Consider the following 22,245-nt stretch of genomic DNA (forward strand, 5'->3'; position numbering starts at 1 on the left):
GTTAGGCACAGGCTTCAACGTCAGCAATAAAAGCTTCGAGGAATTCTGTAATCAGCGGTAATTCGCTAAATCCATCGCTTTCCAGGAAATGCCCGGCATTCGGCAGACCGTGCAGAGTAGCATTCAAATTCTGGCTTAAACGCAAGCTGTATTCTGGCGGCACAATCTGATCGTTGAGCGAAGTGATCACCGCGCAGCGCGGAATGGTTTTCTGCAATTTGCTGTGATCCAGCGGCGATGCGCTAAAGGCATCTAACTGCGGTAAGGTGTGCAGAGGTTCATCAAAACTTGCTACCAGAATCGCGCCAGCCACACATGTTGTTACTTTTTGTTGGCTCAGATATTGCAATAACGTCAGGCCACCGAGGCTATGACCAACAAAATAGGTATGTGCATCAACCTGACCGACGGCGTGTTCTAATGTCTTGAGCCAGGCGTTCGGCTCGGGTTTTGTTGGCGTTGGCATTGCTGGAACCACAACTTCCATCCCTAACGCTTCCGCCTGTGTCTTAACACTGTTAAACCAATGAAAATGTGGACCTGCCAGATAACCATGAACAATGAAAAGACGGTGTTTTGCTGCCATGTATTGACCCTTTTTGACCATATCATCCGATATACCCCGCCTACCGATACCCAACATACTTCAAGTTGCAGAGGTGTTGACTGCTCTCGACGTTTCTTGGGTACATATCCTTAAGTCACGTGGGTATAAATCAGGCCGTCCGCAGACGGCCTGTCGGGTTAATCTAAGAATAACCGATCACTAATTAGCGCGATTTCCTGACGTATTTGTTGTTGAATCACCGGCTTTTGATGCTTAGCCTTGCGTGCCAACTCTGCTTCCAACTGCGTTTCTAATTCAACTAACCGCGCCAGTAACCGTTCTTCATCGCTAGGAAGCGGCGATAACGCCTCGGGTTTCCTAGTGATTGCGGTACTTAACGTCTGTTCGTTAGCCGGTTTATCACCCAAAATAGCGTAAACCTGTTCCAGAGTGTTCCACTCTTCCAGTTTTTCCTGATTAATCAACCAGAATCTGTTACAACTTTGTTCAATTAGCATCCTGTCGTGACTGACTAACATCACGGCTCCTGCAAACTGTTGCAGAGTTTGCGCCAGTTCTTCTTTCCCTTCCATATCTAAATGGTTAGTAGGTTCGTCTAATAGCAACAGCGAGTACCTAGCCAAGGTTAGCCCAACAAACAGTAAACGCGAACGTTCACCGCCACTGAGGCTGCTGACTTTCTGCTGATGGCGAACGAAAGCAAACCCTGCGCCGATTAACGCCATTTTGCGCTGATCTTCGGTCAGCGCCGCAAAATGACATAAACTCTCGCTGAGAGAATCGTCATCATCAAGCTGCTGCAAGCTCTGATCATAGTAACCTGCGTGTAATCGAGGATGGAAAACCACGCCGTCGGCCAGATTCTCTGCCTGCTGAAAATTCTGCCATAAATGTCGTAATAGCGAAGATTTTCCGCAGCCATTGCGGCCCATAATGGCGATGCGATCGCCGCTTTTTACCTGTTGCGCCAGCAGATGGAATAAAACTGGTGCCTGTGGTGCCGGGCGAAGATGGCAATTGGAGAGCGCTAAAAGCCGGTCTGCATCAAGCTTTTCACCGCGTAATGTTAGCCGCCACGCGCTGGCTGCCGCCAGTTGCGTCTGCTCCTCCTTCAAATTATCGACGCGTTTCTCCATCTGTTTGGCTTTGCGAGCCAGGTCTTCGTTATCATACACTTTGCCCCATACGGCTAAGCGTTTGGCACTCTTCTCTACCCGATCAATCTCCTTTTGTTCAGCGCGATGGCGATGGGCATCAGCGAGGTCTTTCTCCTCCAACGCCAGCTTGGCCTGCGAACACGGCAGTTGGAAAAATTGCAGCGTTTTATCGCGTAAAATCCAGGTGCAGTTAGTCACGGCATCGAGCAAATAGCGGTCGTGCGATACCAGCACGAAACTGCCTCGCCAGTTTTTCAGAAAGTTTTCCAGCCACAGCAACGTTGGTAAATCCAAATGGTTGCTCGGCTCGTCAAGCAGCAATAAATCAGGTTGCAGAATCAGCGCGCGTGCCAACAGCAGTCGCGTATGCTGACCGCCGCTGAGTGCAGCAACGTTTAACGACCATTGCTCGGTGGTAAAACCCAAATTATTGAGCAGGATTTCCGCCTGCCAGGCTTGGTCGACACGTTCTGCCTCTGGCAATCTGGCAATCACTGCGTCAAGTAACGTCACCTCACTGAGAGATTCCGGCACCTGCTGCTCGATTCTGGCCATTAAACACTGATTAGCCGCGGTAATGGTGCCGCTTGAGGCCTCAATATCGCCACTCAGGATTTTTAGTAAGGTTGATTTGCCACAGCCGTTATGACCGATTAAGCCGATGCGATCGCCCTTTTTTAAATTAAAGGAGATATCAGTCAGCAGCGGACCGAAAGACGTATCAATGGAAACGGATTGTGCAGAAAGTAATGTTTGTGAACTAAAAGATATGCTCATTGCTTTGTCCAGATTTACAGGCATAGAAATGCCCGTCGTCAATAAACGCTGACGACAACCCGGTAAGCCCGAGAGAAGAGGATTTTATTCAGTAAGCTTCGCTCAAGCAGGGTTATCGCAGCACGATACCGGCAACGCTTGAGCAACGACCATCACCAAAGGAATGTGAAAAATTAATAATTTCAATTTCACAAAACATCATGGTAGGCCTCCTTATTTTTAGTCAGTTGGTGAATCGGTGGCAAAGATTTTAGACGGCTTTTTTGAAAGTGCTACTCAATATTGAGCGTTTTGTGAAGTTCATAAACATATCCCCTATATATGAGGGGTTTTAAGCCAAATTTTTTTCTTCAAAAACACTAAACTTTCATGTTTCCTTGCCGATATGTCAATTTGTGTAAATAAAATCCTAATTCAATTTATTAATTTTAATTTGATGTGTTGACTCATCAGCACGTTAAGAGCGTGCCTGATAGATGGAAAGCATAAGTTCGATACGAGTGAATAGAACAATAAAGTTCAGTGCGTGGAAGAAAGCGTCGTGGGGTCAATTTTCTGCCATTTTAGGCCGATATATATTGGCCTTGATAATGCTCTTGCCGATTATTTCCCTTGCGGCCCCGCTTAGTCCGGCCGATCGCGATAGTATTGAGCAACAGCAACGCCAATTATTGCAACAAAACCAACAGCAGCGTGAAGAGTTACAGCGCAGTCAGCGGCCAGACATTGTACCGATGCAGCCTACTTCTGCCTCTCAAGGCCCCTGTTTTGATATCCATTCTATTACCTTCACTGGTGCCACTCTGCTTAATGCTCGAGTTCAGCGTCAACTGACCCAACCTTATTTGCAACAGTGTTTAGGTATTAATCAGATTAATTCCTTGGTCAAACAAGTCTCGGATTGGTATATCGCTAAAGGCTATATTACCAGCCGCGCATTTCTCACCGAGCAAGACCTCTCAACCGGCACCCTCAATTTAGTGGTGATGGAAGGCAAGCTCGAAGCAATTAAAATCGACAATATTCCTGCTCGCACCTTAGCGATGACCTTTCCCCGGCTTACCGGCAATATCCTCAATCTGCGGGATATTGAGCAAGGTATGGAACAAATTAATCGCCTGCGTAAAACACCGGTACAGATTGAAATTCAACCAGGCAGTCAACCGGGATATTCCATTGTTAATTTAACCGAGAAACCAGAGTTTCCTATTACTCTTGGCCTTGGCTTTGATAATAGCGGGCAAAGAAGTACTGGAGTAGGGCAGATAAATAGTTCTCTGACGGCGAATAACTTATTTGGCCTGGCGGACCAATGGTTTGTCAGCGGGGCGCGCAGCAGCGCGTTTTCTAACAGTCGGGATGCACAAAGCGTGCAGGCGGGCGTGAGCCTGCCTTACGGTTACTGGTTGTTTGATTACAACTATAGCTACAGCGATTATCTCAGCACTATCTTGTCCCAAGGCTATCAATGGCGATCCAGCGGTGATAGTCAGGCGCATCGCTTCAACATCTCTCGGGTGTTATTGCGCAATGGCGACATGAAAACCGCCGCTACCTTCGGCGTCACCCATCGCTTCAACCGCAATTACCTCAACGATGCGCCGCTCGAAAGCGGTATCCGTAGCCTGACCAGTTGGACTGCCGGTATTAATTACAGCCAAAAATTATGGGGCGGCTACGCCACCTTTAACCCGGCATTGAGCCGCGGCGTACCTTGGTTAGGTGGCGAAAACGATCGAGATAAAGCGCCTGATGCACCTCGTGCTGAGTTTTCCAAGTGGGTGCTGTCCACCAGTTATTACCGCCCGATTACGGCGAAAACTACCTGGCTAACCAGTGCTTACGGACAGTGGACCAATGACCGTCTCTACGGCAGCGAACGACTGACGATTGGCGGGGAAAGCTCGGTGCGCGGTTTTAAAGAACAATACCTCTCTGGTGATAACGGCGGTTATTGGCGTAATGAATTAGATACCCAGTTGTTCACGTTGCCGGGGCTGGGGCAAATCAGCAGCGTTGTGGCCTTAGATGGCGGCTATCTGCAACACGGTAACCAGGACATCAACGCTTCTGGCACGCTATGGGGTAGCGCAATCGGGCTTACCAGCGCCAATAGCCATCTTTCCAGTCAGTTTACCGTGGGTTGGCCGCTGAAATACCCAGATTCACTGTCACCAGACCACATCACAGTCTATTACCGCATTAGCTTTGCATTGTAATTTAATAAGGAATTCAGGGATGAAATCTCTCGACAATCAGCCTATTGCACTATGGCGCAAAGTTCTTAGCTACGCGCTAATGGGCTGGGTCATGTGGCAACCTGTGATGCCCGCTTTTGCTGCCGGTATCACCGTGGCGGATGGTAACGGTGCTCGAGTCGATCAGGCCGGAAACGGCGTCCCGGTAGTGAATATTGCTACGCCGAATCAGGCGGGGATTTCTCATAACAAATACAATGATTTTAACGTTGGGCAGCAAGGGCTGATCCTCAACAATGCCACCGGACAACTGACACAAACCCAGTTGGGCGGTTTAGTTCAAAACAACCCCAACCTGACGGCCGGTAAGGAAGCGCGGGGCATCATCAATGAAGTGGTGTCAGCGAATCCTTCGCAACTGAATGGCTACATGGAAGTTGCCGGTAAAGCGGCGAATGTTATCGTTGCTAACCCGTATGGCATAACCTGTAATGGCTGCGGTTTCCTCAATACCCCCAATGCGACGCTGACCACCGGTAAACCGGTGCTCGGGGCTGACGGCTCGCTGCAATCTCTGGATGTGACCCAAGGCGCTATTACTCTGCAAGGGCAGGGACTGGATGCGCGCCAGAGTGATTCCTTCTCATTGATTTCTCGTGCTGCACAGATTAACGCCGGGCTGTATGCCAAAGATCTTAATGTGACTATCGGCGCCAATCATGTTGATGCTCAGGGAAATGCCACGCCTATTTCCGGGACAGGTTCTGCTCCTTCTATCGCGATTGATACCGGTGCCCTCGGTGGGATGTACGCCAACCGCATACATTTGGTCTCTAGCGATAAAGGCGTTGGGGTTAACCTCGGCAATTTGAGAACCTCCGTTGGCGATATGCAAATTGATGCCAGCGGCAAATTAACCTTAAGCGATGTGACGGCCAGCGGAAAACTCAACGCCAACGCGCAGGAAATTGCTTTGCAGGGAACGCAGCAGTCTGGCAGTGACATGACGCTCAATAGCCAAGGAAAACTGGCGGTACAGAGCAGCCATGTCACCAGTGGTGGTGATGTGGCCTTAGTTGCCAATCAATTAACATCAGAAAGCCCGGCGCAGGTATCTTCTGCAGGGAACATCAACGCTACTGCTAGCAGCGGCGGACAATGGCAGGGCAGCCTGACTGCTGGAAAAAATCTCCAACTCAACGCAGGCGATTTTACTAACAGCGGGCAAATTGCCACCAGCGGCAATGCCAACCTGACGACTCGAAACCTGACTAACGCCGGTAGCGTGCAGGCGCAAGGTGAGCAAAACATTCAGGCCGCCGCGTTAAATAACAGCGGCAAACTACAGGCGAAAGGAACCCAACGTATTCAGGCTGACAGCGTAAATAATAATGGAACGCTCAGCGCTGAAGGTGCGTTGCAACTGGCAGCCAACCAAGCGCTTAACCAAGGCGTAAACGGCACGATTAACGCTAACGGCACATTGGCTATCTCGGCCGCTCAGGCGCAGTTGGCAGGTAAAATTACCGGGCAACAAGCCACGCAACTCAATTTTGGCTCATTGAATACAATCGTAGATTCGACTCTGACCAGCCACGGTAATTTATCGCTTACTGCCGAAAGAGCGCAGCTGGGCGGCAAAGTGGTCGGCGATACGTTGTTGACGGGACGTTTTGGGCAACTCAACACATTAGCAGGTTCACTGACTCAATCCGGACTGGATAGCGATATTCAGGCTCGTGATTATGCCTCGTTGGGCGGTAATCTGTTTATTGGGCAACATCTGCAACTGAGCAGCGGCTCGCTGAACGCTGCAAACGGTGCGCAGGTCTATGCTGTTGGCAACATTCTGGCCAATGCGGGCAATAATGGGATGTGGAACGGCAGTCTGGCCGCTGGCGGTAATATGGCGCTAAATGCGACTAATATTACCAATAATGGCACTTTTGCTGCTAATGGAGATATGCAGCTAATAGCGCAGCAGCTCACAAACCTCGGGCTTGTTCAGGCGCAGGGTAAGCAAGTGTTGGCTATCACCACGCTGAATAATGGCGGAAGTTTGCATGCCAAAGATGCCCAGAATATTCAAGCGACTACCCTAAATAACAGCGGTGCGATAAGCACGGAAAACGTCCTGCAACTTACGACGGCGCAGGCATTGAATCAGGGAGCAAACGGCACGATAACTGCCAACGGTATGCTCGGTATTACCGCCGCACAGGCTCAGTTGGGCGGTAAAATTACCGGCCAGCAGGGTACACAACTTCATTTTGGCTCGCTGAGTACGAGCGGCGATTCAGTACTTGCCAGCATTGGCGATTTATCCGTTGATGCCAACAGCGCGCAGCTCGGCGGCCTGCTTTCCAGCAATAAGCAACTAACCGGACGCTTCGCACAACTCTCGACCCTGGCCGGTTCACAAATTCAGTCTGGTTTAGATACCGACATTCAGGCGCGTGATAACGCACAGCTTGGCGGCAATCTGCGTGCCGGGCAAAACCTGCAATTAAGCAGCGGCTCGCTCAATTCTGCTAACGGTGCGCAGGTCTATGCCGTGGGCAATATTTTAGCCAATGCAGGCAACAACGGGCTGTGGAACGGCAGCCTGACGGCGGGCGGTAACCTGCAACTGAATGCCGCTGACATCAGCAATAACGGCACATTGGCCGCCAATGGCGACGCGCAATTCACCACGCAAAAGCTCAGCAACGGCGGGGTGATTCAGGCACAAGGCAAACAGGCCTTTAGCGCCACAGACTTGACTAACAACGGGAAATTACAGTCCGTTGGTGCGCAGTCTATTCAGGCTAATACTCTCAATAATAATGGTGCAATCAGTACAGAAAGTACGTTACAACTTGGCGTAAAACAGGCCCTTAAGCAGGGTGAAAGCGGCAGCGTTATTGCTAATGGCGTATTGAGTATCGCCGCCGCCGTGGCCCAGCTAGCCGGTAAGATTAGCGGGCTGCAGAACACGACTCTCAGCGTGGGTTCTTTGAGCACATCGGGTAATTCGGTGCTTGGCAGTGCCGGTGACTTATCTATCGACGCTGACAGCGCACAGCTTGGCGGCCTGCTTTCTACTGACAAGCATCTGAGCGGACATTTTGGGCAACTGACCACGCTGGGCGGATCGCAAACCCAGTCTGGGGCAGACGCTGATATTCAGGCGAGCGGTAACGCATCTTTGGGCGGTAGCCTGCGTGCCGGACAAAATCTGCAATTGCGCGGTGGCTCACTGAATACGGCGCAGGGTGCGCTGGTCTATAGCGTGGATAATCTATGGCTGAATGTTGCCAATATCACTAATAACGGGACGTTAGCCGCCTCGGGTGATACGCAATTTACCTCGCAGACGCTGGCTAACGGCGGGGTGATCCTAACCCAGGGTAAACAAACCTTAACCTCCACTGAGCTGACCAATAGCGGAAAACTGTTGGCTAAAGGGGCGCAATCTATTCAGGCCGATAGTCTGAATAATAATGGCGCAATAAATACAGAAGACGCGTTACAACTTGGTGTTAAAAAGACGCTGAGTCAGGGGGCGAACGGCAGCATTCTCGCTAATGGTGCATTGGCTATTACTGCCGCTCAGGCTCAACTGGCCGGTAAAATCACCGGTCAACAGGACACGCAATTCAACATCGTTAACCTGAGTACCACCGCGGATTCTGAGCTGACCAGCCTGGGCGATTTATCTATTGCTACCGACAGCGCACAACTCGGCGGCTTGCTTTCTACCGATAAGCAATTGAGTGGGCATTTCGGGCAACTGACCACGCTGGCGGGTTCACAAACCCAGTCGGGTATAAATGCGGATATTCAGGTCAGCGGTAGCACGCTATTGGGCGGTAATTTACGCGCTGGACAAGACCTTCATGTAAACAGTCGTTCACTGAATGCTGCTAATGATGCACAGGTTTATGCTGTCGCTACTCTATGGATGAACGTTGCCAATATCACTAACAACGGCACGTTGGCTGCCGGTGGCGATACGCAATTCACCGCACAAAAACTGACTAACGGTGGAATACTTCAGGCACAGGGCCAACAAACGATTGCTGCCACTGAGCTTGATAACAGTGGAAAACTGCAGGCCAAAGGTAGCCAGTCTCTGCAGGCTGATAGCCTGAATAATAATGGCGCAATAATCAGCGAAAATGGCCTGCAACTGGCGATAAAACAGACCATTAAGCAAGGCGAGAACGGCACGATAACGGCCAATGATACGCTGGATATCACCTCTGCCGAGGCGCAACTTGCCGGTCATGTCAGCGGGTTACAAGGCGCACAACTCAATATTGGCACGCTGAATACGACGGCTGATTCTATGTTGGCTAGCCTTGGTGACTTGTCTGTTGAGGCTGATAGCGCGCAGCTTGGCGGCCTGCTTTCTAGTGGCAAGCAGCTGAAAGGACATTTCGGGCAACTGGCTACGCTGGCGGGTTCACAAATCCAGTCTGGTCTGGATGCTGATATTCAGGCGCGCGATAGCGCAGCCTTGGGCGGCAACCTGCGCGCCGGACAAAACTTGCAATTGCGCAGTGATTACCTAAATACGGCCAGTGGTGCGCTGGTTTATGCGGTCGGTAATCTGCAATTGAATGCCGACAATATGACCAATGACGGCACGTTAGCTACCGCGGGCGACGCGCAGATTGCCTTGCAAAAACTGACCAACGGCGGGGTGATCCTGGCGCAAGGCCAACAAGTATTGGCGGCGTCCGATCTTATCAACAACGGAAAACTACAGGCCAAAGGCGTGCAGTCTATTCAGGCTGATAGCTTGAATAATAATGGCGTGATAAGCACAGAAGATGCGTTACAACTCGCAGTAAAACAGACGCTTAACCAGAGTGCGAAAGGCAGTATCACCGCGAATGGTGTACTTGGTCTTTCGGCCGCCCAAGCGCAACTGGCCGGGAAAATTAACGGCCAACAGAATACTCAACTCAATGTCGGTTCCCTGACTACCAGCGCCGATGCAACGCTTATCAGCCTCGGTGATTTATCTCTAGAAGCTGACAACGCCCGGCTTGGCGGTCTGATAGCCGGCGATAAGCAGCTAAAAGGACGTTTTGGGCAACTGGCGACGCTGGCGGGGTCAAAAATTCAGTCTGGTCTGAATGCCGATATTCAAGCAGGCGATAGCGCCATATTGGGCGGTAATTTACGTGCTGGCCAAAACTTGCAATTGGGCAGCGGCTCGCTGAGCACAGCCAGTGGCGCTCAGATTTATGCCGTTGGCGATATCCTGGCAAATGCGGGTGATAACAGCCTATGGAATGGCAGCCTGACGGCAGGCGGCAATCTGGAACTCAATGCTGGCGATATTACTAATAACGGCACGCTGGCCGCTGAAGGTGATACTCAACTCACGACGCAAAAACTGAACAACGGCGGAGTGATTCAAGCACAGGGACAACAAACGCTGGTCGCCACTGAATTGGATAACAGCGGAAAATTACAGTCCGGCGGCGTGCAACATATTCAAGCTGATTCGCTCGATAATCAGGGGGCGATCGGTTCACAACAGTCACTGACATTGAAGACTGTTGATACGATGAATATTGGCGAACAGGGTACGCTGTTTGCCGGCGATCGGCTGAATATTGACGGTAATCAGTTAACCTTAAACGGTGTGCTAAGCGGCCAAAATGGCCTCATGCTGAATGCGGGTACGGTCGATAGCGGCAAGAACTCGCTGCTCTCCAGCCTCGGTGATATTCAATTTACCGGCGGTGATATTCACTCTGCTGGTTTGATGACGGCCAAAGGGGATATTTCCCTGACGGCGCAGCATTTATCTAATACCGGTACTTTGCAAGCGCAGGGAGTGCAAACGCTACAGGTCAAGGCACTGGAAAATAGCGGAAAACTTCAGTCTGCTGGTGCGCAACATATTCAGGCTGATGCGCTCGATAACCAGGGAACCATCGGCTCACAACAGTCAATAGACGTGAAGAGCGCCAATACCCTAAACCTTGGTGAACAAGGCACCTTGTTTGCGGGCGACCGGCTGAATATTGACGGCAACCAACTGACGCTGGATGGCGTGTTGAGCGGCCAAAATGGCGTGACGCTAAACGGTAGTACGGTCAGCACCGGTGATAATTCGTTAATCTCCAGCGTTGGCGATATTCAAGTGACCGGCGATGATATTAAACATACCGGTTTGCTGACCACGACTGGCAATGTCCAACTGACGGCTCAGCATCTGAATAATATCGGCACGTTGCAGGCACAGGGCGAGCAGACGCTGAAACTCAAGGCGCTGGATAACAGCGGAAAACTCCAGTCTGGCGGGGCGCAACATATTCAGGCCGATGTGCTGGATAATCAGGGAATGATGGGGTCGCAACAGTCGATGGATGTCAACATTGCCGACACGCTGACACTCGGTGATAAAGGCACCTTGTTTGCTGGCAATCTATTAAATATTGACGCTAATCGACAGATTCTCAACGGTGTATTAAGCGGCCATAACGGATTGACGCTAAACGGTGGCACAGTAAACGCCGGGCTGAATTCACAAATCTCCAGTCTGGGCGATATTCAATTTACCGGCGGCGATATTAGCCTCGCCGGGTTGCTGGCAGGCAACGGTTCTCTGCATTTGACCGCTCAGCACCTGAGTAATACGGGGATCTTACAGGCGCAGGGGGATCAGGCCCTACAGGTGGCAGCCTTAGACAATAGTGGAAAAATACAGGCTAAAGGTGCGCAAGGTATCAAGGCCGATAGCCTAAATAATAATGGCGAAATAAGCGCACAAGGCGCATTACAACTTAGCGCAGCACAGACGCTGAATCAGAGTGAAAACGGCAGCATCGATGCTAATGCTGCGCTCGATATTACCGCGGGGCAGGCCCAGCTTGCTGGAGATATTAGCGGACAACAGGGCAGCAAATTAAGTTTTGGCTCGCTCACTACGGCAAGTCACTCCACTATCAGCAGCGTTGGCGACTTGACGCTCAATGCCGATAACGCACAGCTTGCGGGTTTGCTTTCTACTGATAAGCAGCTTACCGGACGCTTCAGTCAACTGGCTACTACAGAAGACTCGCAAATCCAGTCGGGTGCCGATAGTGATATCCAGGCACGCGACAGCGCGATGCTCAACGGCAAATTACGAGCAGGTCTTAATCTACAACTGGCTAGCGGTTCACTGAGTTCTGGCAACCAAGCTCAGCTCTTCGCCGTAGGCAATATTCAGGCCAATGCCGGGGATAATAGCCAGTGGAATGGCAGCCTGGCCGCAGGTGGCAAGCTGGGCTTAAACGCCAACAATATGACTAATAACGGCACGTTGGCCGCCGCTGGCGATACGCTGATTGTTATCCAAAAATTGCTTAATGCCGGATTGATTCAGGCGCAGGGCAAACAAACCTTCACGACTGCCCAACTGAGTAATAGCGGCAAGTTACAGTCTGGTAGCGCGCAGCAGATCAACGCCGATATTCTTGATAATCAGGGATTGATCGGCTCGCAACAGGCGTTGGGGCTGCAAGTTGCTACCAAAGCAACGCTCAGTGAACACGCCTCGCTGTTTGCCGGAGATATGCTCAATATTGGCGGCGGGCAGATGGCCTTTGATGGCGTGCTGACCGGTAAGAATGGGGTGACGTTGAACGTCGGGGCGTTAAGTACCGGCCAGACTTCTCTGCTGACCAGCCTTGGCGATATTACGCTGAATGCCGCACAACAGACGCTGAACGGTCAGCTTTCTACCGCGGGTAACGTAGGACTAAGCGCCAATAATCTTGCCGTCGGTACACCGGGTTATCTTCACAGCGATAAAGCCTTATCGATTGCCGCTAACAACAGCGCCGTGCTTGCCGGCTCGTTGGATGGACAGACGCTGGCCGTGAGCGGCGGTCAGCTTCAGGTCGTTGGCGGTGGCACGCTTACCTCTCAGGGCGATATGTTGTTATCTGCCGCCGGACAGCAGCTTGATGGCACGATCGGTGCTGGCAGCAACCTGAACATCAATGCTGATAGCTTAAATGCGGCCGCTAGCGGCAAAATCTCTGCTCAGAATGATGTGCAGGCCAAAATTGGCGCTAGTCAACAGTGGCTCGGCAGCTTAATAGCCGGTAGAGACCTGAGCCTGACGGCGGGTGATGTCGTCAATGGCGGCACGCTGGCGGCGAATCGCAACGGACAGTTTACATTCAAGACATTGAGCAACTACGGGTTATTGCAATCATTGGCTGCGCAAAATCTGACCGGCGACACGTTCAATAACGTCGGCACTTCACAATCTGGCAGCAGCCAGAGCCTGGCTCTGAACCAATTTAATAATCAGGGCATTACCGGCGCGGTTGGCGATTTAGCGCTGAATGTACTAGGCGGCTTGACTACTGGCGATACCAGTACACTGTTATCCAGTGGCCAGCTAACGTTGCGCGCTGCTCAGGCGGATTTGGGCGGTACGCTGACCGGCAAGCAGGGCGCGGATCTTAACGCCAGCACGCTAACCAGCCGTGCGGGATCGGTGCAAACCAGTCAGGGTAATATCAGCCTGAATGCCGATACCGCAAAGCTTAACGGCTTCCTCTCTGCCGACGGTAATCTGGCGCTGGCGACTCAGCAACTGGCTACTGGCGCGGGCTCACAAACTCAGGGTAAAAATGCGCTGGGGATCGGTGCGTCTACACAAGCTGATTTAGCCGGGAAACTGGTCACGCTGGGTGCGCTAAATATTCAGGCTGCTACCTTGAATAACATCGCTGCGCTGGGCGCTAACACGGTGGCTATCAACGCCACAACCTTGGCTAACGGCGGGGCGATTGTGGCCAATGACAGCCTTTATCTGCAGGCCGATGCCTTGCAGCAACTAGGCAGTATTACGGCACAAAATCAGTTGAGCGTAGCGGGTAAAACACTCGTCAATCAGGGGAGGATCAGTGCAGGTGATGTCGGCATTAACGCCAGCACCAGCCTGTCTAACCAAGCATCTGGGGTGATTGCCGCGGCTAACGGCTTGAATATTAGCGCGCCAACATTAGCCAACGATGGCACGCTGGCGGCAAAAATCTTTGGGCTTACCGCAAGTCGCATCAGCAACAATGGCGTCGTACAGGGTAATGCTAGCGCCACGCTGACCGCAGATTCCTTAGCTAACGGCACGCAAGGGCGCGTGCTCTCGGGTGGCGTGCTCGATTTACATCTTGGCGACACCCAAAATCAGGGGCGTTTGCAAGGGAGCAGCCTGAGCCTGGCGGGTAACAGCCTGACCAACAACGGCACGCTACTGGGCAGCAATGGCTTGAACGCACAGATAACGGCTGGCCTGAACAATAGCGGCGATATGCTAACGCAAGGGGCGGCGACGATAAATGCCGCCACGCTGGCGAACAGCGGCCAGTTGCTCAGCGGCCAAGATGCCGCAATCAAGGCAACTTATCTTAATAATCAGGGGCAAATTCAAGGCAATACGCTGGCCGTGAATGCCAACAGCGCAGATAACGGCGGCAACCTGATTGGCCTTAAGCAACTGACAGTGCAGTTGCAACAGGACTTGAACAATGCGACTTCCGGTAATCTGCTGACGCAAGGCGCATTGGCAGTCACCGCGGCTCATGTCACCAACAACGGTAACTGGCAGGCTGACAGCACTGATTTACATGCTAATCAATTAGATCTTAACGGGGCTATCCAAAGCGCTTCTCGCGCCAACCTTAACCTGAGCGGTGCGCTGAACACTCAGGCACGGGGCAAAGTCGTCTCTTCTGGGCTGGCAGTACTTCAAGCCGCTAGCCTGAATAATCAGGGTAACTGGCTGGCATCTAACCTGACCTTACAGGGCGGCAATCTTGCTAACAGCGGTACGGTTAGCGGCGTCACTCAATTAGCGACCGCTCTTGGCGGTCAACTACAAGTCCAGCAGGGCGGTTCACTGCTTAGCGGCGGCACCAGTACGCTTAATGCTGGCACTATTGCTAACAGCGGTAGTATTCAGGCCAATAACCTGATTCTCAAAACTAACTCGCTTGCCAATGGCGGGCAGTTGCAAGGCCAACAAAGTCTGCAAGGCCGGGTTCAGAACGATATCACTAACCTCAGCGGCGCGACCTTGCGTAGCCAAGGTGGATTAGATCTTGCTGCTCAAACTTTACTTAACCAAGGCTACCTACAAGGCGATGGCGTCAGTTCTCTGACGCTATCAAATAGCCTGAATAACCAAGGCGCATTGCTGACCGGCGGCCGATTAACGCTCTCAGCACCGACTGTTGCCAACAGCGGCGTGCTGCAAGCACAGGGCTTAACATTGAGCGGCTCGGCTCTTAACAATGGCGGAACCTTAACCGGACAAGGCGACAGCACGCTGAATGTCGATCAGGTTACTAACTGGGGACAACTCCAGGGCGACAGGCTACAACTCAACGGCAGTGCGTTGCATAACAGCGGCATGGTATTTGGCGGCCAGACACTCGGGCTGAATGTACAAAGCGCCGATAATCAGGCGGGCGGTAAACTTTACAGCGCCGGTAATCTGACGCTGTCCACGCCGTGGCTTAATCAGGCGGGGAGCCTGCTGGCGCTCGGCGATATGAACCTGCAACTCGGCTCGGGCTTCACCCAGACCGGCACGCTGGCGGCAGGGCAAAACCTTAATCTGAGTACTCAGGGCGACCTGAATGTGCAGGGCACGATCCAAGGCCAGGGTATCCAACTGAATGCCGCCGGTAACTTTGTCAATAACGGCCAATTGCGCGGCGGTGGCGCAACGGTGGGCGTTAATGCTGGCAATATCACGCTTAATGGCAACGGCAGCGTACAGTCCGGCGGGAATATCAATCTCATTAGCCGTGGGTTGATCAACAACAGCGGCTTTGTCGGCGGGGCGGGCAATGTCTTGTTGTCGGCGGCTGGTCAACTGGCTAACAGCGCGTTGCTGTACGCCGGTAACAACCTGCAATTGTTCGCCGACAGCATCATGAATAATCGCGGCGATATTCTGGCAGGCAACAGCCTGTGGATGATGCGTGACGGCAGCGGGGCGGCCAATAGCCAGGTTGTTAATACTTCCGGCAATATTGAAACCACCAATGGTGATATCACCATTAATACCGGCCATTTGTTGAATCAGCGCGATGGGTTGAGTACTTCGAGTTCGTATCAGGCGGCGAATAGTGCGGCTTCGAGTGGTGCAACTTCAATTCAGGTTCTGTTAGGTGATTTAAATGACGATGAAATTGGCCTTTACACTACGACAATCACGAAACAAACAGGTGGAAGCCGCGGCAAAGGTAATGGCGGAAGTACCGATATTCAGGTTACGGGACTAGCTCCAACAAAAACCGCTTCACAAAGACAATTTTTAATTGGGACATCAACAGTTACCGCAAACGCAAGCGGAGGGGCTGGTCGTATTGTAGCGAATCGTAATCTCGTCGTATCTAGCGGTACGTTGGATAATATTGCAAGTACGCTGCTTGCCGGAAGTAACATTGTCCTTTCTGGCTCAAGCCTTAATAATCAGTCTTATGAAAATAGCGTTCAGAATGAATATCTCACTTATCAATACACTGGAGTTACGGGAGTATTAGATAAAGATCCTAATTTTGTTTCTGGATTAAGAAAAAGCCATGTTTGGGCACGCAATTTTTATACAGATTTAGACTCAAAACTCACTTATAAGTTGGTTGGTGCGCCAACTTACGAAAATATCAGTACTGGCGATGGCCTTCGCTCCGTCATCCAAGCGGGCGGTGCCGTTAACGCCAGCTTTAGCAATAACATCAGTAATACCAATACGACGGCCAATGCAGGCGGTCTCTCTCATGCTATTAGCGCTCCATCGCTAAACGGCACGATAGGCCTGCAACCGGTTAGCGGAACGCAGAACCAGCAGCTGGCAGGCGGTAAAAATCTGCAAGTTGGATCGGTGCAGTGGAATGATTCGATCAACAATGCGTTAAAACAAATCGGTAATCAGGGCGCATCGCTGACCGATTACCCGTTACCTACCGGTAATAATGGTCTGTTTGTTGCCAGCAAAGATCCGTCCAGTCCGTATCTGATCACTACCAACCCGCAGTTGGGTGAAATCGGAAAAACTGACGCTTCGCTGTTTAATGGACTAAATGATTTCCTTTCACGTCCAGCGGCAGCTGTTTCAGGTATTAATCAACAGGCAACACAGAATCGCGGCGGCCCGAACTTTGTCAATATCCCAACCCAAGGCTCGCTGCCCGGTTTATCCAGTGCACCTAGCCTTGGTTCATTACCTGCGTGGTCTTCAGCGCCAGGTATTGGCGCACTGCCAACGCTGACGTCGGCAACGGCGCTGGATATGTTATCGACTTCTGCCTCAGCCTCTCACCTTGATTCGTTGCCAACGCTGTCATCAGCAATCACCTCAGGTGCGCAGCCAACGTGGTCGGCAGCCCCTGCTCTTGATGTACAGCGAGCGTCGCCTTCGTCACCAAATGCAGGGACGACACCGGTCTTACCTTCTACACCTATTCTTGCTACACAGCCAGTCGCCTCAACTGAGGAGGCGTTGCCAACATTACCTGCACCAGTAACCGTAGCGGCGCAACCCGTATTGCCAACATCATCAAATACAGGTTCACCGCCAACATTACCGGCATCGGCAAACACGGGATCGCAAGCAGTATTACCTGCATCACCAGATAGTGGTTCACATCCAACGCTGCCTGTCTCTCCAGACCATGGTTCACTGCCAACCTTGGTTTCAGTAACCACTCAGGCGCAGAACCAGACTGTTACTGCTATCCCCGCTGCCAGCACCGTTCCTGCACAGGGCTTGGTGGTCAATCCGGTGGTACAGCCGGGCACACCGCCTAGCCCACGGATTGAAACGGCGGCAGTGTATACCGATGAGAGTAAATTTATCGGTTCGGCCTACTTTATGGACCGCTTGAACCTTAAACCGGACTACGACTATAAATTCCTTGGCGATGCGGCTTTTGATACTCGCTATGTCAGCAATGCGGTGCTTAACCGCACCGGCCAGCGTTATGTCGGCGGCACGGGATCTGACCTGCAACAGATGCAGTACTTAATCGACAACGCTGCGGCGCAACAGGCCGGGTTGGGTCTGCAATTGGGCGTTAGCCTGACGCCGGAACAAGTTGCAGCATTGACCAAAAGTATCGTCTGGTGGGAAAAAACCGATATCAACGGCCAGACGGTGCTTGCGCCAAAGCTCTATCTTTCTGCTAACGATACTCATGCAGTTACCGGTAGCGTGATCTCCGGCAGCACGGTGAATCTGGATGCCGGACATATCCTCAACGCAGGCAGCACTATCCAGGCTGAAACCCTGTTGACCGCTAACAGCCGCAGCACATTGGATAACCTGAATGCCGGTTTGATCTCCTCTAACGGCAACCTGCAACTGAGCGCGCTGGGCGATATCAACAATATTGGCTCGTCGATTAGCGGCCAAACGGTGGCATTGACCTCGATTGGCGGCAGCATCAATAACCTGACTCAGGCACAGCAGTGGACGGCTGCGCCGGGTATTGGCTTGGGTAACAATACGCAACTGACCTTTAGCTCCACGTTGCTTGGTGATGTGGCGAGTATTTCGGCCAGCAAAGGGCTGTCGCTGACCGCCAATAACGACATTAATAACATCGGTGCCAAACTGGCGGCAGGTGGCGACCTGCAATTGGTGGCGCTTAACGATATCAATATCAAAGGCAATGTTCTTACCGACGACAAAACGACCCGAAATAGCAGTTGGCAGAGCATTGCCAGCCAGACTAGTGATGTCAGTGCGGGCGGTGCGCTGAAGGCTAACGCCGGACATGATCTCAATGTTGCTGGCAGCGCCATCGCCGCAAAAGGCGACGCGATGCTTGCCGCTATCAACGACATCAACTTTACGACGATGGACAAGAGCAGCCATCAAAGTAACGGTAATAACCGCACTGATGATAACAATGCGACTCGCAGCGCGGTAAGCAGCGGCGGCAACCTGACGATTAATGCCGGGCGCGATCTTAATTCGTTAGCCGCGCAGTTGACCTCAGATCTTAATATGTCACTCGGCGCGGGGCGCGACGTCAATCTGGCTGCGCAGCAGAGCAGCACGTACAGCGAAAACCACGGCAATAACAGCGTCAGTATCCGTGAAAATATCGGCCAGCAAGGCACTGATATCGCCAGCGGCGGCAGCACCAGTATTGTGGCGGGGCGAGATATCACTGCTCAGGCCGCGCAGGTTGAAGCCAAAGGCGATCTGGCATTAAACGCCGGTCATGATATCAACCTTACCACGGCTCAAGAGAGCCAATATAGTTACGACGAAGAGACCAAAACCAAAAAAGGCTTCTTGTCTAAAACCACCACGCATACGGTGAAAGAGGACTATGCGACCACCGAGAAAGGCACGCAGCTTAGCGGTGACAATGTGTCGATGGTTGCCGGTCAGGATATCGCGGTCAAAGGCTCGTCCGTTGTTGGCGATGGCAATGTCACGCTGAAAGCAGGGGGCAACCTCGACATTACGGCGGCAACCGAGGAGCAGTCTAGCTATCGTCTGGATGAAAAGAAAAAATCCGGCATGTTCAGCGGCGGTGGCTTGGGTATCACCATTGGCAGTACCTCATCACGCCAGCAGATTAATCAAGATGGCACCACACAAAGCCAGAGTGCCAGCACCGTGGGCAGTACCGGTGGCAACGTTAACCTGATTGCCGGCGATAAGCTCCATATTGGTGGTTCCGATACTATCGCCAAAAACGATCTGAATGTTGTCGGTGGTGCCGTCACCATTGATCCGGGCAACGATATGCTGACGCGTAAGCAGATCTACGAGCAGAAAAAGAGCGGGTTGACCGTATCCATTTCCAGCCCGGTAACTGATGCATTAGTTGCGCTAAATGATATCGCTCAACAAGCCTCACAAACGGGCGATGATCGCATGAAAGCCTTGGCTGGGGTGCAAGTCGCTAACCTGGCGTGGATGTTTTCGATGAATGGCACTGCGACTCAGGCAGGGCAACTGCTACAAGGTAAAGCCGATGCTAATTTAGTGCAGGTGCAGATTAACCTCGGATCGAGCAAGAGTACTTCCACTTCAGAACTGACCCAAAATCAGGTGACCGGCAGCACGCTAAGTGGCGGGCACAATGTCGCTATCGTTGCGACCGGCAATAACGGCCAGAGCGGTGATATTACCGTGACTGGCAGCGGTATCACCGGTAATAGCGTTACTTTAGCCGCACAAAACGATCTGCTGTTGCAGGCTGCTGCTAATAACAGTTCTCAACATTCAAGTAATAGCGCCAGCGGCTGGAGCGGCGGCGTACATTTCTCGGTTGGGAAAGACACTGGTTTCGGTGTACAAGCCAGCGGTTATCTGTCGAAAGGTTCGTCAGACGGTAATACTACCGATTACGTGAACTCGCGTATTAACGGCAAAGACCTTCTGACCCTCAACAGTGGCAACGACACCGTGCTGTCTGGCGCTCAGGCCATCGGCGATAAAATTGTCGCCAATGTTGGGCATGACCTGACCATCACTAGCCTGCAGGATCTCGACAACTATAAGAGCCAGCAGATGAGTGCCAGCGGCGGAGCCAGCCTGACCATTGGTTCAATGACCGGCTCGGCATCGCTTAGCGTCAGTAAATCGAAAGCCAGCAGTGAATACGCCAGCGTCGGCGACCAAAGCGGCTTGTTCGCCGGTAATCAGGGCTTTGACATCAATGTAGGCAACCACACCCAGCTTAACGGCGCGGTGATCGCCTCAACGGCGGAGGCGGCCAACAATAGCTTGTCGACCGGCACGCTGGGCTGGCGTGATATTGAAAATAAAGCGGATTATAAATCCAACACAGTCGGCATAAGCGGCGGTTACGCTAAAGGGCAGGACGATAACAAAGAGGCAACTCATGCTGGAGGCGCGTTACCCGTCTCGATTAACCGCAGTGGCAGTGCATCGGGTACCACGTATTCAGCGATTGCTGATGGTACGTTGACCGTACGTAATCAAGAACAGCAGGCTCAGGACATCAGTACATTAAGTCACGATACCGAGAATGCTAATGGTCATATCAGTAAAATTTTCGACAAGGATAAAATAGAACAAGATCAGGCATTTTCTCAGGCGCTTGGCGATGCTGCGATACAGACGATCAATAACATTGGTCAACAGATGCAGCTCAATGCCCGGGAAGATGCCTACAATAAACTTGCTGGAAATGAGCAATTCCTCAAGGCCTCGGCGGAGGAACAGGCAAGAATGATTAATGCCGATCCTGATTATATCAAGGCACAAAAATCATTCGCTATCGGCAGCCCATTCTGGACGGCGGGCACAGCAATCTCCGGTGCTTTAGCTGGACTGGCTGGTGGCAACACAAGTCAAATGTTAGCCGGTGGATTAGCGCCATACCTTGCGCTGGCGGTGAAAAAAGCCACGACTGACGAAAATAATAATGTCAACATGCCAGCCAATATCGCAGGTCATGCATTGGCGGGAGCCGTGGTTGCCTATCTGCAAGGCGGTTCAGTTGCCGGAGGCGCAGTAGGAGCTGCTGGCGGTGAGCTGGCCGCTCACGCTATCATGGCCGAGCTTTATCCAAACAGCACCGTAGATAGCCTGACCAGCGAGCAAAAAGCCAATATCAGCGCACTCAGCACGCTGGCTGGCGCACTGGCCGGTGGTGTAGCCGGAAACTCCAGTAATGCTATTGGCTCAGGAGCTGTTGCTGGCAAGGTTGCGGTTGAGAATAATGCGCTGAATGCCATTGTTCAGGGTGGGAGGCTGGCGGTGCAGGGCTGTGCTGAAGTAGCCGCCTGCCGTAACGCACTGGTTGAGAAGGGTCTGGGTGCACTGCTGGGTATCGGAGCAGCGAAAACGGCACTGGATAATATCTCGTCGACTGAACGGGATTACGTCTTTAGTGTGGCGATGTCTGGTAAGGCCGATCTGATAGAGAAACTGACACCAGAGCAACGTGCTGCCTATGACTATATGGTAGGGCAGGATCAGAAAGGTTTAATCACCATCTTCCCGCAGCCGGACAGAGATCTGACGGGTGGTAAGTTGGTCACTCCGGCTCATGATCAGAGCAAGGGAACAACGCTGGAGACGCCGGATCAGCATGATCGGAATGGAGCCAGCCATACCGGGAATACCAGCAGTGCGCCGGATACAGGCGGAAATAGCACGGTAACGCCGATCCCGGACGGGCCGAGCAAGGATGACTTGGCTTATACACAATCGGGAAATCGTATTGAAACAACCCTTAAGCCTGAAAAAAATTGGGAAAGTGCGAGAAATAAAGCATTAGATATTGTGGGTAACTTGGGCGCTGATTCTAAGCCTGTCATTGGCCGGTTAGAGGTGAGTGCAGGAAATGGAAAAGTAATAGGACGACAATCCGGTGATGGTAAAGTTGGTTGGCGCGTTGACTATGATCCTGAAAAGGGTACCCATATCAATATATGGGATTATTCTCAAGGAAAAGGCCCAGGGAAAGCAATTAAGCAAGTTATACCTTTTGAAGGTAATGAGAAATCCTTTGAAACGATATTAAAACAGCTAAACAGGTAG

At 51.9% G+C, this 22,245-nt stretch carries 4 protein-coding genes; 2 read left to right on the top strand and 2 right to left on the bottom strand.

Annotated features, from left to right (window positions below):
* Position 1: 1 nt before the first annotated feature.
* A complete protein-coding gene (locus ACL9RG_RS18735; RefSeq protein WP_422794148.1) occupies positions 2-586 on the bottom strand; it encodes an RBBP9/YdeN family alpha/beta hydrolase in 585 nt (194 codons plus the stop codon).
* 158 nt (positions 587-744) lie between these two features.
* Positions 745-2,502: an ABC-F family ATP-binding cassette domain-containing protein gene (locus tag ACL9RG_RS18740; RefSeq protein ID WP_422794149.1), complete on the bottom strand. Its 1,758-nt coding sequence runs from the start codon at positions 2,500-2,502 to the stop codon at positions 745-747.
* Positions 2,503-3,092: 590 nt separating this feature from the next.
* Here ACL9RG_RS18740 and ACL9RG_RS18745 point away from each other — a divergent pair.
* On the top strand, positions 3,093-4,721 hold the full coding sequence (locus ACL9RG_RS18745; RefSeq protein ID WP_422794150.1) for a ShlB/FhaC/HecB family hemolysin secretion/activation protein: 1,629 nt from the start codon (positions 3,093-3,095) through the stop codon (positions 4,719-4,721).
* A 19-nt stretch (positions 4,722-4,740) separates the two neighbouring features.
* Positions 4,741-22,245, top strand: coding sequence for a hemagglutinin repeat-containing protein (locus ACL9RG_RS18750; protein ID WP_422794151.1), 17,505 nt, complete (start codon positions 4,741-4,743; stop codon positions 22,243-22,245).

The organism is Rouxiella sp. Mn2063, from assembly GCF_049319665.1.
In the GTDB taxonomy this organism is placed as follows: Bacteria; Pseudomonadota; Gammaproteobacteria; order Enterobacterales; family Enterobacteriaceae; genus JBMOUD01.